Origin of the sequence: Oceanobacillus chungangensis, from assembly GCF_003369565.1 — a bacterium.
In the GTDB taxonomy this organism is placed as follows: domain Bacteria; phylum Bacillota; class Bacilli; order Bacillales; family Amphibacillaceae; genus Oceanobacillus; species Oceanobacillus chungangensis.
Map to the genome: position 1 here is coordinate 133,998 of NZ_PIOD01000025.1, position 15,181 is coordinate 149,178.

The following is a 15,181-nucleotide window of genomic DNA, read 5'->3' on the forward strand; positions in this document are numbered from 1 at the left end:
AAATAGGTTTTGATATTTATCTTCCTTTCTATCGTTTTTAAAATAATCGGGAAAAAATACAGTCAAACTATCGCTTCTGCAACAGATTCATCTGTGATTAGTACATCGATATATCCACCATTAAGTGCACCGATAATTGCTTCCCTTTTATCAAGCCCACCTGCAACCGCAACGACATGCTGAAGTGATTTTAGTAAATGAATATCTGTACTGATAAGATGCTTATGTAAAGGAAAATCTAGAACATTGCCATTGAGGTCGTAAAATTGGCTCAATAGATCACCAACGGCGCCTTTTGCTTTTAAAATCTCTAAGTCATTCAAGCTCAGTTCGTCTTCCTTTACAATCGTTGCTTGTTCATTCAATGCTCCAATTCCGATTACTGTAATCGTTGAATATGGAATCATCCTCAGTATTTTGTTTATTGATTTTTCTCTCAGCATTTGTTCCGCGAGTTCTATAGAGGAAACCATTAATGGAGACGGAATAATGTAGTGCTTATAGTTTGGATTTGTGTAGTAGTCTGATCTTGTATCAATTGCAGTAGGCATGTAAAATTTTACGCCGCCTGATAAAGAGACAAATGTAACGTTATATTTTGTTGAAATATTTAAGTGCCCTAATGTCTTCGCAACCGCTTGCCCATATCCAATATTTATCATTGTGTCACTTGTTATCCGGTCTTCGATGTATTGTGCCGCTGCTACTGTAAGACTTTCAATAGTTTTCTGATTAGAGGTTGGCACAATATAAATATCCTGTAATCCATATTTCTTCTTTATTTCATTTTGCAGCTCCATATTCGTGATTTTTTCCAAGTTAATTTTAAATTGAATAATATTTGTTGTTTTTGCTCTTTCTAGGTACTTAATGACCTTCATCCTTGATAGATTTAGTGATGCGGCTATTTCATTTTGCGTCATCCCCTCGTTGTAATATTTCCAGGCAATCTTTACGATTAGATCTTTTTCGTAGGACAAGCGCATCCCTCTTTTTGGATAGATTTGTTAGTAATTAAGTACATAGGTGCAATTAAGGTTGTTTCCGAAAGACCTGGCTAAACCCTATTTTTATAAGAACAAAATTAGCTACGAAAAACATTTGTTAGCCGCATTGGTAAATAAGGTCCAGGGAAATTGAACGAATGGAAATTTGATGTGAAAGGAAATGTTGAGATTAATAATATGCTTGGAAATCCCTATTTATTAACAATTTCAGGATATTAATTTTATTAAGATAGTAAGCTATGAATCATATTTTTTAAGATTAATAAATAATAAAATGATGAATCATTAATAAAATGTATGAACACATAATATAATTTACAAACAAAGCAAACGCTTACAGAGATAAAAGTTGATATATAGGAAAAAGTAGGCTGTTTAGTTACTATCTCAAGTGATTATTGATACTCGTAGTCGATATCAACATTGAACTAAGTGCAAAGTTGATCTGTGCTGATAAGAAAAACTTTGATGCTCCACTTCAAGTTAGTCAGTCTAGAAGATTTACAGCTTAACTATGAGAGCTTGATACCTTCTATGGAGGGATAGAAAATATTTTTTACTCGCTCACCACAGCGGAAGAAATAAAAGGCCTCGGTGAGACTACGAAGTGCGATAGCACAAGGAGGCTCACCAGCCGCCCGCGGAAAGCGAAGTGTATTTCTGGAGCGACGGGCATGGAAGCAAATATCATACTAGGTTAGTATAAATAGCAATACAGCGAAATGAGCCAAAAAGAATAAATGTTATGGGGGTGTAAAACTTGAACACTAATCCATTAGTAGAATTAAAAAACATAAAAAAGTCATTTCATCAAAACCAAGTTTTAAAAGGAGTATCACTTGCTATTCACGAATCAGAAGTAATTTCAATTATTGGTGGAAACGGTGCAGGTAAAAGTACATTGATGAAAATATTGACTGGAGTTTATAAGGCAGATGCAGGTGAACTTGAAGTTAAGGGGGAAAACATCGTTCACTTCAATCCATTAATCGCCCATCAGAAAGGAATCTATTTAGTCCCGCAAGAACCGCTTTTGTTTCCCAATATGACCGTAGAGCAAAATTTGACAATTGGCTTCCATATAAGTAAAGCAGAGGTAAGGGCACGAACGAAAAAACTAATGAAACAATTAGACTGGGACTTGGATTTACGCCGGTATGCCAATTCGTTAACAATCGCTGAGCAGCAGCAGTTAGAAATAATTAAAGGTCTACTGCGGAATGCAAAGGTTCTAATACTTGATGAACCTACATCGGCTTTAACATTCTCGGAAACGAAGTCTTTATTTGCAGTAATTGAAAAGCTGAAGACTGCAGGTGTGGGAATCTTCTATATTACGCATCGGCTTGACGAGGTATTTAAAATTTCAACCCATGCCGTAATTTTACGCGATGGCAACATTACACTCAAAGGAAAGATCGATCAGTTTACGAAAGAAATGTTAATTCTGGGACTAATTCCAGAAGGCAATATAAAGAATTACGCTCATCATTTTGAAAAAAATAGATTGAATCAAAGTAATGAGCCCCCAATACTTCAGGTTGAAGATATTAGTGGCGATGGATTTTATCGAATCAGCTTCAATGTTTACAAAGGGGAAGTGGTTGGACTTGCCGGCCTTGTTGGGGCAGGAAGAACAGAAATAGCCGAATCCATCTATGGTATTACGCAACCAAAGCATGGAAAAATTTACTTGGATGGAAAAGACATTACGGGATTATCAATCGATGAAACAGTGGAAAGTGGCGTGGCATATATACCTGAAGATCGATTTTTACACGGAATCTTCTCGATTAGTTCCGTCAGAAACAATATTACGACACAAGTTATTAAGCAACAGGGTTTTTTTATAAATAAGAGAATGGAGGAGAAAATATCTAGTGAATACATTGATCGATTAAGTATTAAGCTCGATAGCATGGATGATGAAATCAAATCATTATCTGGAGGAAATCAACAAAAATCTGTCATTGCCAGGATTCTATCAACAAAGCCAAAATTAATCATTATGGATGAGCCGACACGAGGCATAGATGCTGCAGCAAGAAATGATATTTACTCGATTATTTCGGAATTAAAAGAAAAAGGATTTGCCATTTTATTAATTTCTTCTGATTTAGAGGAAATTGAAAGAATTAGTGATCGTATTTATGCGATACATCGAGGAACATGTAATGTTTGTCTGGAAATAGAGGAGATCAATGCGACGAATGTAATGAAGGCAGCTTTTGGAACATATGAAAGAAGTGAAGCCAATGTCAAAAGTTGAAACACTGCTAAAGCAGAGAGAGTTTAGGACATTTCTCTTTTTAATCCTATTGTTTGTTATTGCAGGGATTGTTAATATGGACTTTTTATCCTTAGGTAACATTCAAAATGTGTTAAAAAGCAGTTTGCTATATATCGTGCTTGCAATTGGGATGACGTTCGTTCTGTTGACTGGCAATATTGATATTTCTGTTGGCGGTGTACTGGGACTTAGTGCAGCAGTCAGCGGGATTATTCTCAGAGATGGCGCCAGTATCATTTTAGCGATATTTATAGCAATTCTTATCGGGATACTCATTGGTTTGATTAATGGTCTAGGGGTTACTATATTAAAAATCTCCTCCTTTATTATGACCCTGGGAATGCTTGGAATTCTAAGGGTAATCCAGGTGATATATACGGACGGGAAATGGATTGAGAATCTACCACTCGCATTTAAGCAGCTTTCACAGTTAAATATTTTTGGAATAAATATGTTGGCAATTATCGTAATTGTTGCTGTTATGGTCATTCAATTGTATTTATCAAAGGGCAATAAAGGGAGATATTTTGCAGCAATAGGTGACAATGAGGACGGTGCTATTCTCTTAGGAATTCCAGTAAAAAGATATAAAACATATGCATTTATCATTTCGAGTGTCTGTGCATCCATTGCAGGGTTAATATTTGCCAGTCAGATTGGTTTTATTTCAACAACTGCTGGATTAGGTATTGAAATGACTGTAATCGCAGCGACAGTTCTTGGTGGTGTATCGTTAATTGGCGGCTTGGGATCAGTTGTTGGTGCTAGTATTGGTGCAATTATTATGACCTCTATTATTTCTGCACTTGTTTATATGAAAGTTCCTGCATTTTGGAATGATGCGATATCAGGCTCACTTTTAATTATCATTGTAGTAACTGATGCATTTTTAGCAAGAAAGTCTAGTAAACAAGCGAAGAGAGAAAGACTAAATGCTAGAGTCATTCAGAAGGAGGTGTGAATCTGGGATGTTAGGAAAAATACCAAAATGGAATCTGATGTTAGGGTTTATTTTAATCACAGAAATTATCATATTCGGATTAATTAACCCGAGATTCTTGAATATCACGATTTTATTAAATAGCTTTAACGATTTTATCGGCATCGCTATTATTGCTTTCTTTGTTACTTTTGTTGTGATTACAGGTGGTATTGATATCTCAGGGGGAGCCATTATCGGATTAACCTCTGTTGTCATTGGAATTCTATCACAAGTTATTGGGATAAATATCTGGATATCAATCATCCTCGCGATATTAGTAGGTGGATTATGTGGTTTATTAAACGGGATGCTTATAGCTTATGGACGCGTTCAGGCAATGGTGATCACCCTTGGTGGAATGCTGTTATATAGCGGAGTCGCAATCGTGTTTGTCGGCCTTTCTGGTGTAAGTACGTATGAAGGGATCTCCGGTTTTCCTCAGCAATTTAGTAATATTGCATATGGAAAACTACTTGGAATCCCACATTCTGTTTTATTATTTTTCATCATGTTTGCCATTGCGTATGTCCTCCTATATTGGACGAGGTACGGGAGATATATTTACTTAACAGGAATTAATCAGCGTGCTGCAGAGTATGCGGGGATCAATACGAAGAAAATTATTACGAGTACGTATGTGTTATCAGGGTTAAGTGCTGGTGTTGCTGGTGTCATGCTGACCTCCTATTTAGGAAGTTCAAGGGCAGATTTCGGTGCAGAGTACCTCATGCCGATATTAACAGTTGTTGTTTTAGGGGGGACTTTAATTACTGGTGGTAAAGGAGGTGTTGTCGGTACTGCTCTAGCAAGCATAATTGTAGGATTTCTGCAAATAGGTTTGCAAATGGGAGGTGTTTCGACACAATATATCGGCTTATCAACAGGACTTCTCCTTATTATTTCAGCAGCATTCCTAGGGATTTCTGCAGATTTCAAGTCAAGCATTAAACGAATAATATCCCCGCAAAAAAATAGTGCCTAGCTTAAGTGGCGGTATGTGGTTTTATATTTCAAATAAATCGGAGGTAGACTGTAATGAGAAAAAAATCTAACATCTTAAAAACCTTATTTGGTATTGTATTGTTGGTATTTTTACTCGCAGCATGTAATACAAATGATGATGGAGCAACAAAAGATACTTCAGATGGTAGTGATTCTTCAGGAAATGAAGCTGCAAGTGATATTGAAGTTGTTTTCATCCCGAAGATGACAGGTAATGCTTTTTTTGAATCGGGAAATAATGGTGCACAAGCAATGGCAGAGGAAATAGGCTTTGAGGTGAAATATGATGGTACACCAGAGGGAACGGTAGCCAACCAAGTGCAAATTATCAACAGTGCGGTGAGTAGTGGTGCAGATGCGATTGCAATTTCGTCGGTGACATCTGATGGATTGAACCAAGCATTGCAAAATGCACTAGATGCAGGAGTGAAGGTAGTAACATGGGATTCTGATGTAGATCCGGAATATCGAACGGTCTATATTAATCAGGGAACTCCAGAAATACTAGGGGCGATGCTCGTCGATATGGCAGCGGAACAAATGGATGATCCGAATGCAGAGCAACAAGTTGCTTGGTTCTACTCAAGTCCTACAGTTCCCGACCAAAATTCATGGGTTGATTATGCAGAAACTTATATTGCTGAGAAATATCCGAACTGGGAAATGGTTACAAAACAATTTGGGGAAGGGGATGAACAGTTATCATTACAAATTGGAGAAAGCATCATTGATTCGTATCCGGATTTAGATGCAGTGATTGCACCCGATTCAACTGCTCTTCCTGCGATGGCACAAGCTGCTGAAAACAAAGGGCTAACTGCAGAAGATCTTATCATAACTGGTTTTGCTTCTCCAAACTCAATGCGTCAATTTATCGAAAATGGCACGATTCTTAATCATGGTTTATGGGATGTAACAGACCAGGGTGCACTGGCAGTATACATCGCATATTATTTAGCACAAGGAAATGAACTAAAGGTTGGTGACACAGTTGATGTCCCTAACATCGGTGAAGTTACAGTAGAACCAAATTCTGTTCAGGGCTATGACTATGAAGCAGAGGACTCTGGTATTATCGTTTTACCTGAGCGAATTGTTTTTACAAAAGATAATACAAATGATTTTGACTTTTAAATATGGGAATAAATCGAGGGGAGATTGTATCAGATGGCAGATGTTGTAGGTAATAAAGATGCAAAAAACTTTTCAGAAGCAGTTCCATTTGCTAATAATGGAGACTTTCATGTAAAAGGTGCTGCGAACTATGACTGGGGTATGAAGGACCGGTTATCAAGGATTTTTAATCCCGAAACAGGAAAAACGGTAATGCTAGCATTTGACCATGGCTATTTCATGGGACCGACGTCAGGTCTAGAAAGATTGGATCTATTAATTCCTAGGCTAGCAAATTATGCAGATTGCCTGATGGGAACTAGGGGAGCAATCAGGAGCAGTGTCCCAGCAACATATAATAAAGCAATCGCCTTAAGAGCTTCATCTGGTTCGAGTGTTTTACAAGATGATTTAAGCCAGGAATCCATGGTAGTTGATATTGAAGATGCAATTAAAATGAATGCAAGTGCAATTGCAATCCAAACATTTATTGGTGCGAGAGGACAGAAGGAGACAATTGAAGAGTTGAACAGGGCCGTCAATCTTGGCTCGAAATATTCGATACCAACAATGGGCGTTGTCGCTGTTGGAAAAGAAATGGAGCGAACGACACAATTTTTCTTATTAGCTACAAGAATGCTTGCTGAATTTGGCGTACAAATAGTTAAAACATATTATTGTGAGGACTTTGAAAAGGTTGCTTCCGCATGTCCAGTACCTTTAGTTGTAGCTGGAGGGAAGAAGATTCCGGAGAAGGATGCCCTCACACTTGCATATCGAGCAATTGAGGGAGGAGCTGCAGGTGTAGATATGGGTAGAAATATTTTCCAATCGAAATATCCTGAAGAGATGATTCAAGCGATTGGAAAGGTAGTCCATGAAGGTTATTCGGATGTCGAGGCATACGAATTTTACCAGCATGCAATAAATGTAAAAGCTGAAGTATAACATGTAACTAATGATTATTTAGTTCCCTTGGAAAAACAAGTTAACATTTTGCAGAATGATCCGTAGTAATTTTATATTACTATGGATTTTTTTGTTTGCTAAATTGGAATATGTTCAAATGCACAACAAAAAATATTATCTTAGAGACTTACAAAATGAATCTAAATTTGCCAAATAAACAGAAAATTATAGTATAATAAAATTGAAATGACAAAAATAAAACAAAATCGTTGTACCAAAATTAGAATCACTAAAGGAGTGAGGCATGATGGCAAATGAAAATGAACAAATCAATGGGAAAGAACAAACTATTTTTCACCACGTCGGAAATCGTTTTCAAACAGAAGATCGAGAGATTCATATTGTTGCCCGTCTGGAAGAACCGCTCTTATTAGTGCTAGGGAATGTTTTGAGCGATGAAGAGTGCGACGAACTCATTCGATTATCAAAAGATAACATGAATCGTTCAAAAATTGGAGATACCCGGGAAGTAAATGAAATCCGAACGAGCAGTAGCATGTTTTTTGAAGGAAATGAACACGACATCCTGACGAAAATTGAAAATAGAGTATCCAACATAATGAACATCCCCATCGAACATGGGGAGGGGCTTCAAATTCTAAAATATACGACTGGACAGGAGTATAAAGCTCATTTTGACTATTTTTCAGCTGCAAGCAAAGCTTCCAAAAATAATCGAATCAGTACGCTGGTCATGTACTTAAATGACGTCGAACAAGGCGGAGAAACCTTTTTTCCAGAGCTGAATTTTTCCGTTTCGCCAAAAAAAGGAATGGCGGTGTACTTTGAATACTTCTATGCAGATCACTACCTAAATGAACGAACCTTACACGGTGGTGCACCCGTAACAGCAGGAGAAAAATGGGTAGCCACACAATGGATGAGAAAACAACGAGTAAGATAAACAAGAATGAAAGTATAGAGACTTGATCAAGCAAGTCTCTTTTACGTTTCTTCAATCAGCCTTCGAGACTCTTGTATATTACTCCTACGCCGAACAACTTTTAAATCCCCTAGAAATACCTTTGCAGCAACCAATACTCATCATTTCTAATTTTCGCACAAACTGCTAATATAGATTTAATAGTAAGATTAATGGAATTAATAGATGCATATTGAGAGGTGAATAGATTGAATAAAGTAATTGATATAAAAAATGTGGATTGGCTAAGAGATGGAAAAGTGATTCTTTCCGATATCAACTGGCAGGTGAAACGTGGCGAGCATTGGGCGGTGCTGGGACTAAATGGCTCTGGAAAAACAACGCTGCTAAATATGATTAATGGCTATATTTGGCCAACAACGGGGAAAGTAAGTGTATTGGAACAGCCTTTTGGTAAAACGGATATTCGTGAGCTACGGAAGTCGATTGGCTGGGTGAGTTCTTCGCTGCAGGAGAGGATCAACGGAACGGAATATGGAGAGAATATTGTTGTCAGTGGAAAATTTGCCTCGATTGGTTTGTATGAAGAGCCCACAGTGGAGGATTACCAGCATGCCAGGGAATTATTGGAGCAGCTGGGTTGCAGTCATCTAGCAGAACGAAAGTATCAGACATGCTCACAGGGAGAGAAACAAAAGATTCTAATTGCTAGAGGACTAATGGCATCACCAGAATTGCTAATTCTAGATGAACCGACGAATGGACTGGATTTTATTTCTAGAGAAGGATTATTAGCTGCAATTAATCAATTTGCACTACAAGACGATGCACCGACTATTATTTTTGTCACACATCATATTGAAGAAATAATCCCAATCTTTACGAACACACTGTTGCTTCGTAATGGGGCAGTATTTAATCGGGGGAAAAGTAAAGATATTTTAACAAGTGAAAACCTTTCGCATTTCTTTGACATTCCATTAGACGTTGCATGGAGGAAGAATAGAGCTTGGGTGACAATTATCGATTAAATTCGATAAATATTTCCTGGGGAATATTTATTTCTTAATGATTTAAACCTATCGATAACAGTCGACATAGCTTAGATAGAATACGAGATTTATTAGGGATTTCAATGCTCATCAGCTAACTTCATATAAATGAAAAAAGTAGTCCTTTCTCCTGAATAACAAGATTGAGGACTACTGAATTTTATTACTTTAGAGGCCCGTGTGTAATTTTGGATAAACCTTCATTAACAGCGAAAATCTTTGCATTTACCGTTTCAAAACCAAAATCAATTAATCGTTCAGAATGCATTTCTAAATACTTTTGAGCAGTTTCTTTAGTTTCGAATAGATAGATTCCACCAGCTAGCTTTTCCTGACTATCTTCTGTCCAAATCTTCCAAATGAAACCATCTTCTTCGTTTATGCTCGCTGCTAATCCTGCGAAAGATTCAGTCATTTCTTCACCAAATGGCCCATCCATTGGAAAATCTACTTGTAATACATATGCCATATCTAACATTCCTCCCCCTATTGACTTTAGTTTAGCAAAGTACGTCTATGACTTCAATTGAGATAGGGCATTGCCTCACCATGCTCCCAAACGTCCTTTATTCTATTCCTATGAAGGCATGTTCGGCAAGATAGCCACATTTTATGGGAAAGTCGAACCATTCAAAGTTTAAAAGGCTTTCTTAAATCGGGAAGCGAAGTCCATATGTTGAATAGTCTTAGAGAATAGTTATTCAAAAGCAACAGCCATTTCAGTAAAACTGAAATGGCTGTTTGATTTTTAATATACTATATCTATTTTTCTATATTATCTTTTTCGCATGGCTCTCATAATTAGGCTAACAATGAAAATAAGAACGATAGCTCCAATTAATGCTGGGACAATATAGAAATCACCAATTTCAGGTCCCCAGTTTCCTAGTAGTGAAGAACCAATCCAAGCACCGATAAATCCAGCAATAATATTACCTATAATTCCACCTGGTATATCTTTTCCGACGATTAGACTAGCTATCCAACCTAGTATACCACCAATAATTAAACTCCATAAAAATCCCATGTCACTCTCACTCCTCTAGTAGTTATATTATCTTTATATCCCAAATTGCAATTTTATAAACCAAAAGTGAATATTAATTTTGAGAAAGGAGTGGAAACAGAGCTTCAAAACTGATCAGGCGCTCACCTCTTATCCGTCAAACTGCGTGTTTTGGCTAAACTCAAGGAGACTAAACACTCTACTTATCGAGATTTTCTAAAAAGACTTGATTTTTAAAAAATAACACTTTATACTTATGTTAATTAAATTGTCGTAACATTTAAAAAAACGTTGATGAGGAAAAGTAGGATTCTGTTATTTTTCAAAGAGAGCTTCGGTAGCTGAGAAGAAGCAAAAATATGAATCTGAACAATGGCCTCGGAGTTTCGTGCTGAAAGTATCATGGATATTAGTAGGTTCCGACGAGATTTGGTACTCGTTATCCATACCACAAGTATAAGGGGTCATCTATTATTTAATTAGATTAAGACTTTAGTACTTGATGAGGCTGTATGTGTGAGCATGCAGTAAAGTAAGGTGGTACCACGTAAATTAACCACGTCCTTATCGATTTTTTGGTAATGGCGTGGTTTTTTAATGCAATAAATTAATTGGAGGGTTTTAGGATGAGTAAACATTTAGTATTGCAAACAGATTTTGGTTTAAGTGATGGAGCAGTTAGTGCGATGTATGGTGTTGCACTTTCGGTTGACCCGAAAATTCGAGTTTTTGATCTAACACATGATATTCCACAATATAATATATGGGAGGCTTCTTATCGCCTTTATCAAACGATTCATTACTGGCCAGAGGATAGTGTTTTCGTTTCTGTTGTTGATCCAGGTGTGGGGACGGAGCGTTTAAGTATCGTCGCAAAAACAGCTGACAATCATTATATAATCACACCGGACAATGGGACTTTGACACATATTAAACATCATATCGGTATTATCGAAGCACGAATCATTGATGAACGACTTAATCGATTGCCAAATTCTGGAGAGTCCTATACTTTTCATGGTCGTGATGTCTATGCATATACAGGGGCAAGACTTGCAGCTGGCGTAATAAGCTTTGAGGAAGTTGGACCGCTGCATGATATTGATCAAATTATTGAATTAGAAAAGAAAGAAGCATGTATTGAGTCCGGTATATTAATCGGTAATATCGATATCCTTGATGTTCGCTTTGGAAATTTATGGACCAATATTAACCGTGAATTATTCATTGAAAGTGGAATTAAATACGGTGATTCATTAGAAGTTACAATCGAAAATAATCGGCGCCATATCTATAAAAATATTATGAAGTTTGGACGGTCATTCGCAGATAGTCGCTTAGGGGAACCGTTATTATTTGTTAACTCATTAGATAAACTTGGTGTCGCAATTAACCAAGGTTCTTTCGCGAAAGCGTATCATATCGAAACAGGTGCAAATTGGAAAATTAGTATACGTAAAGCATCCGATCTTATTTTTCGTTAATTTTTTGGTAGATAAGAAAGTATAAAAACTCTCTTACTATATAAGTGCAAGTTTAACAGAAAAGGGGGAAATAACATGTGGAAAAATACACTATCAATTAAAACTATTGTAGCAATTGGGATAGGTGCAGCAGTATTTGTTATTTTATCAAGGTTTGTAGCAATACCAACTGGTATACCGAATACGAATATTCAAACATCATATGCCTTTCTAGCGCTGATGGCCGTTGTATTCGGACCGATAGCCGGTGGAATGATTGGGCTGATCGGCCATACCTTAACAGATGTAATCGCTTGGGGGTCTGTTTGGTGGAGCTGGGTATTTGTGTCATTATTCGTAGGATTCTTCATAGGACTAGTAGCGAATCGAATCAATATTGAAAGTGGTATTTTTGGAAAAAACAAAATTATTACATTTAATATTGTTCAAGCAATCGTACAGATTGCTGGCTGGTTTATCATAGCACCAATTCTTGATATCCTAATTTATGCGGAACCGGCAAATAAAGTATTCACACAAGGGGCTGTTGCTGGTATTTTCAATTTCATTACAGTTGGAGTTATTGGTACATTATTATTAACTGGCTATGCGAAAACCCGTGGTAAGAGTGACAGCCTAGTGAAGGAATAATAGCTGTATTGTCCTGAACAGGAGTGCGAGAAGGAGTTTATTATGAAAAAAACCATTATACAATTTAAAGATTTTTCATTTAAATATAGAAGCCAGGTCGAACCTACCTTAGTCAATATTAATTTGACGATTTATGAAGGAGAAAAAGTATTAATTGTTGGCCCATCCGGTTCAGGAAAGAGCACCATAGCCCATTGTATCAATGGGCTAATTCCATTTTCATACAAAGGTGATATTGAGGGAAGTTTGATCATTAAGGAAAAGGAAACGAAAGACTTAGACTTATTCTCCTTATCGAAAATAGTTGGGACCGTATTACAGGATCCAGATGGGCAGTTCATCGGGTTATCTGTCGGTGAGGACATTGCGTTTGCTTTAGAAAATGATTGCGTACCACAAGAAAAGATGAAGAAGCAGGTTGTCAATGTGTCTAAGCTAGTGGAAATGGAAGCGCATATTGATACATCAATTCACGAATTATCGGGTGGTCAGAAGCAGCGTGTATCGCTTGGCGGGGTACTAGTTGACCAAGCAGCGATTTTATTATTTGATGAACCATTAGCGAACCTCGATCCAGCAACAGGACAGCTTGCAATTACATTGATTGACCAAGTTCAAAAAGAAACGGACACAACAGTTGTCATTATCGAGCACCGCTTAGAGGATGTCTTGCATGAGTCGGTCGACCGGATTATTGTCATGGACGAAGGAAGAATTGTCAGTGATACAACGCCGGATGCACTGCTCGTATCAAATGTACTGGAATCAAGTTATATCCGTGAGCCACTTTATATTAAAGCACTGAAATATGCTAATATCCGACTTACAGAGGAAATGCGGCCAGCACACTTAACAACCCTTGACATAGATGGATGTAAAGCAAATATACAAGAATGGTTTGAGAGTGCAGAACTAGCAATGTCACGAGAAAAAACTACTCCAGTCATTGCTGTCAGAAATCTTAATTTTGGTTATAATCGCGAAAAGCAAATTCTCCACGATGTTTCATTTTCTATTAAACAAGGTGAAATGGTGAGCATTGTTGGTAGGAATGGTACAGGAAAATCAACACTGTCGAGGCTAATTTGCGGCTTTGAAAAGGCGCAGTCTGGAGAGATTCTATATCAAGGTGAGGACATTACGAACGATACGATTCGTCAGCGTGCGGAGCGAATTGGGATGGTAATGCAAAATCCGAATCATATGATATCCAAGCATATGATTTATGACGAGGTATCTCTTGGGCTTATAATGCGTGGAGTTCCTGAAGAGGAAGTAAAATCTCGTGTTGAGAAAACGTTGAAAGTATGTGGACTCTATCCTTTTCGAAATTGGCCAATCTCTGCTCTAAGCTTTGGTCAGAAGAAACGGGTGACGATTGCCTCTATTTTGGTGCTAAACCCTAAGATCCTTATTTTGGACGAGCCAACGGCAGGGCAGGATTTTCGCCATTATACAGAAATTATGGAATTTCTCCTGGAATTGAATCAGCAAGGTGTAACGATCTTAATGATTACGCATGATATGCACCTTATGCTCGAATATACACCACGTGCTATTGCGATTGCGAATGGCAGGATTTTAGCGGATGATTCAGCGGTGAATATACTAACAAACGAGGAAGTAATTGAACAGGCAAATTTAAAACAGACATCACTCTTTGATCTTGCCGTACGAGCAGATATCGTGGATCCAAAGGAATTTGTATCTAGATTTATTGCCTTCGATAAGGAGGTTAGGAAAAAATGGCAGTAGAAATGTTATCCTATATCGAGCGTAAATCACCAGTTCATGCATTATCTGGGGCAACGAAGCTAATTGCATTCCTCATATGGTCATCGGCAGCAATGCTTAGCTATGATACGCGTGTGTTACTAGCATTATTTGTAATTAGTATCGTTATTTTTAAAATTTCGCAAGTAAAGATTCGTGAAGTTGGTTTTGTATTAGCATTTATTCTTGCATTTTTACTGTTGAATAATGTAGCGATATATATTTTCTCCCCACAGGAGGGTGTGAAAATCTACGGAACAAGCCATATTTTATTTGAGATTGTTGGTCGGTATAATGTGACACTTGAACAATTATTTTATCAATTTAATGTTACACTAAAATACTTTGTCGTCATTCCAGCAGCTTTACTCTTTATCGTTACGACTCATCCAAGTGAGTTCGCTGCGTCATTGAATAAAATTGGTGTAAATTATAAGATTGCTTATTCTGTTTCACTCGCCTTCCGCTATATACCCGATATACAACGCGAGTTCCGGACAATTGCCCAATCCCAGCAGGCACGAGGAATTGATTTATCGAGAAATGAGAAGGTATGGAATAGGGTGAAAAATGTCTCGACTATTGTTTTTCCCTTAATACTATCGAGTTTGGAACGAATTGATGTCGTAAGTAATGCGATGGAGTTACGTGGTTTCGGTAAAAATAAAAAGAGATCATGGTACAGCGAAAAAACTTTCAAACGACAAGACTATATTACGATTATTATAGCAGTATTACTCTTAGCTTTATCGTTGATAATAACCTTCCAAGATGGAAGCAGATTTTATAATCCATTTATTTGAGTTGGATTAAAGAATAGGAATTTTTGAATATATAAACGGAGTTGAATAATCCTTGCTTTATGTGGGGATTATTTTTTGATTGAAAAGAGAATTTTAAAACTCTCTTATCAATCAAAAGTGCAACTAAGGCTGCCGTTGAAAGGCTTGATAAGCCTAGTTTTCTTATAATCTGCTATTCTATCGGCAT

14 protein-coding genes and 1 other annotated feature are annotated in these 15,181 nt (G+C 37.3%); of the genes, 11 read left to right on the plus strand and 3 right to left on the minus strand.

The window, feature by feature from the left end; translation table 11 throughout:
- Positions 1-62: 62 nt before the first annotated feature.
- On the minus strand, positions 63-980 hold the full coding sequence (locus CWR45_RS16865) for a sugar-binding transcriptional regulator (RefSeq protein ID WP_170138897.1): 918 nt from the start codon (positions 978-980) through the stop codon (positions 63-65).
- 787 nt (positions 981-1,767) lie between these two features.
- Between CWR45_RS16865 and CWR45_RS16870 the strand changes: the two genes are divergently transcribed.
- From CWR45_RS16870 to CWR45_RS16900, 7 genes are all read left to right on the plus strand, one after another.
- Positions 1,768-3,276 carry a sugar ABC transporter ATP-binding protein gene (locus CWR45_RS16870; RefSeq protein WP_115751010.1) on the plus strand — a complete coding sequence of 503 codons (1,509 nt, stop codon included), beginning with the start codon at positions 1,768-1,770 and terminating at the stop codon, positions 3,274-3,276.
- On the plus strand, positions 3,263-4,258 hold the full coding sequence (locus CWR45_RS16875) for an ABC transporter permease (protein WP_170138898.1): 996 nt from the start codon (positions 3,263-3,265) through the stop codon (positions 4,256-4,258). Before CWR45_RS16870 ends, CWR45_RS16875 begins: the two co-directional genes overlap by 14 nt.
- A 7-nt stretch (positions 4,259-4,265) precedes the next feature.
- Entirely contained in the window at positions 4,266-5,261 is a 996-nt protein-coding gene (locus tag CWR45_RS16880) for an ABC transporter permease (protein WP_115751012.1), read from the plus strand.
- Between the two features lie 53 nt (positions 5,262-5,314).
- Positions 5,315-6,415: an autoinducer 2 ABC transporter substrate-binding protein LsrB gene (gene lsrB / locus CWR45_RS16885; protein ID WP_115751013.1), complete on the plus strand. Its 1,101-nt coding sequence runs from the start codon at positions 5,315-5,317 to the stop codon at positions 6,413-6,415.
- Positions 6,416-6,448: 33 nt separating this feature from the next.
- Complete coding sequence (gene lsrF / locus CWR45_RS16890) at positions 6,449-7,342, plus strand: 3-hydroxy-5-phosphonooxypentane-2,4-dione thiolase (RefSeq protein ID WP_115751014.1); 894 nt, start codon at positions 6,449-6,451, stop codon at positions 7,340-7,342.
- Positions 7,343-7,610: 268 nt separating this feature from the next.
- Positions 7,611-8,267, plus strand: coding sequence for a 2OG-Fe(II) oxygenase (locus CWR45_RS16895; protein ID WP_115751015.1), 657 nt, complete (start codon positions 7,611-7,613; stop codon positions 8,265-8,267).
- Between the two features lie 227 nt (positions 8,268-8,494).
- Positions 8,495-9,277: an ABC transporter ATP-binding protein gene (locus tag CWR45_RS16900; protein ID WP_115751016.1), complete on the plus strand. Its 783-nt coding sequence runs from the start codon at positions 8,495-8,497 to the stop codon at positions 9,275-9,277.
- Positions 9,278-9,461: 184 nt separating this feature from the next.
- On the opposite strand, the gene CWR45_RS16905 is transcribed toward CWR45_RS16900, so the two are convergent.
- Both CWR45_RS16905 and CWR45_RS16910 read right to left on the minus strand, forming a co-directional pair.
- Positions 9,462-9,767: a monooxygenase gene (locus CWR45_RS16905; protein WP_115751279.1), complete on the minus strand. Its 306-nt coding sequence runs from the start codon at positions 9,765-9,767 to the stop codon at positions 9,462-9,464.
- A gap of 306 nt (positions 9,768-10,073) precedes the next feature.
- Positions 10,074-10,325 (minus strand): GlsB/YeaQ/YmgE family stress response membrane protein, encoded by a 252-nt coding sequence (locus CWR45_RS16910; protein ID WP_115751017.1) that lies wholly within the window; start codon positions 10,323-10,325, stop codon positions 10,074-10,076.
- A gap of 261 nt (positions 10,326-10,586) precedes the next feature.
- Positions 10,587-10,873: a binding site (T-box leader), on the plus strand.
- Between the two features lie 57 nt (positions 10,874-10,930).
- Here CWR45_RS16910 and CWR45_RS16915 point away from each other — a divergent pair.
- The 4 genes from CWR45_RS16915 to CWR45_RS16930 all read left to right on the plus strand — a co-directional run bounded on the left by CWR45_RS16915 (position 10,931) and on the right by CWR45_RS16930 (position 14,994).
- Positions 10,931-11,788: an SAM hydrolase/SAM-dependent halogenase family protein gene (locus tag CWR45_RS16915; RefSeq protein WP_115751018.1), complete on the plus strand. Its 858-nt coding sequence runs from the start codon at positions 10,931-10,933 to the stop codon at positions 11,786-11,788.
- A gap of 75 nt (positions 11,789-11,863) precedes the next feature.
- A complete protein-coding gene (locus CWR45_RS16920) occupies positions 11,864-12,418 on the plus strand; it encodes an ECF-type riboflavin transporter substrate-binding protein (RefSeq protein ID WP_115751019.1) in 555 nt (184 codons plus the stop codon).
- Positions 12,419-12,460: 42 nt separating this feature from the next.
- A complete protein-coding gene (locus CWR45_RS16925) occupies positions 12,461-14,173 on the plus strand; it encodes an ABC transporter ATP-binding protein (protein WP_115751020.1) in 1,713 nt (570 codons plus the stop codon).
- Positions 14,164-14,994: an energy-coupling factor transporter transmembrane component T family protein gene (locus CWR45_RS16930; protein ID WP_115751021.1), complete on the plus strand. Its 831-nt coding sequence runs from the start codon at positions 14,164-14,166 to the stop codon at positions 14,992-14,994. Before CWR45_RS16925 ends, CWR45_RS16930 begins: the two co-directional genes overlap by 10 nt.
- Positions 14,995-15,181 lie beyond the last annotated feature (187 nt).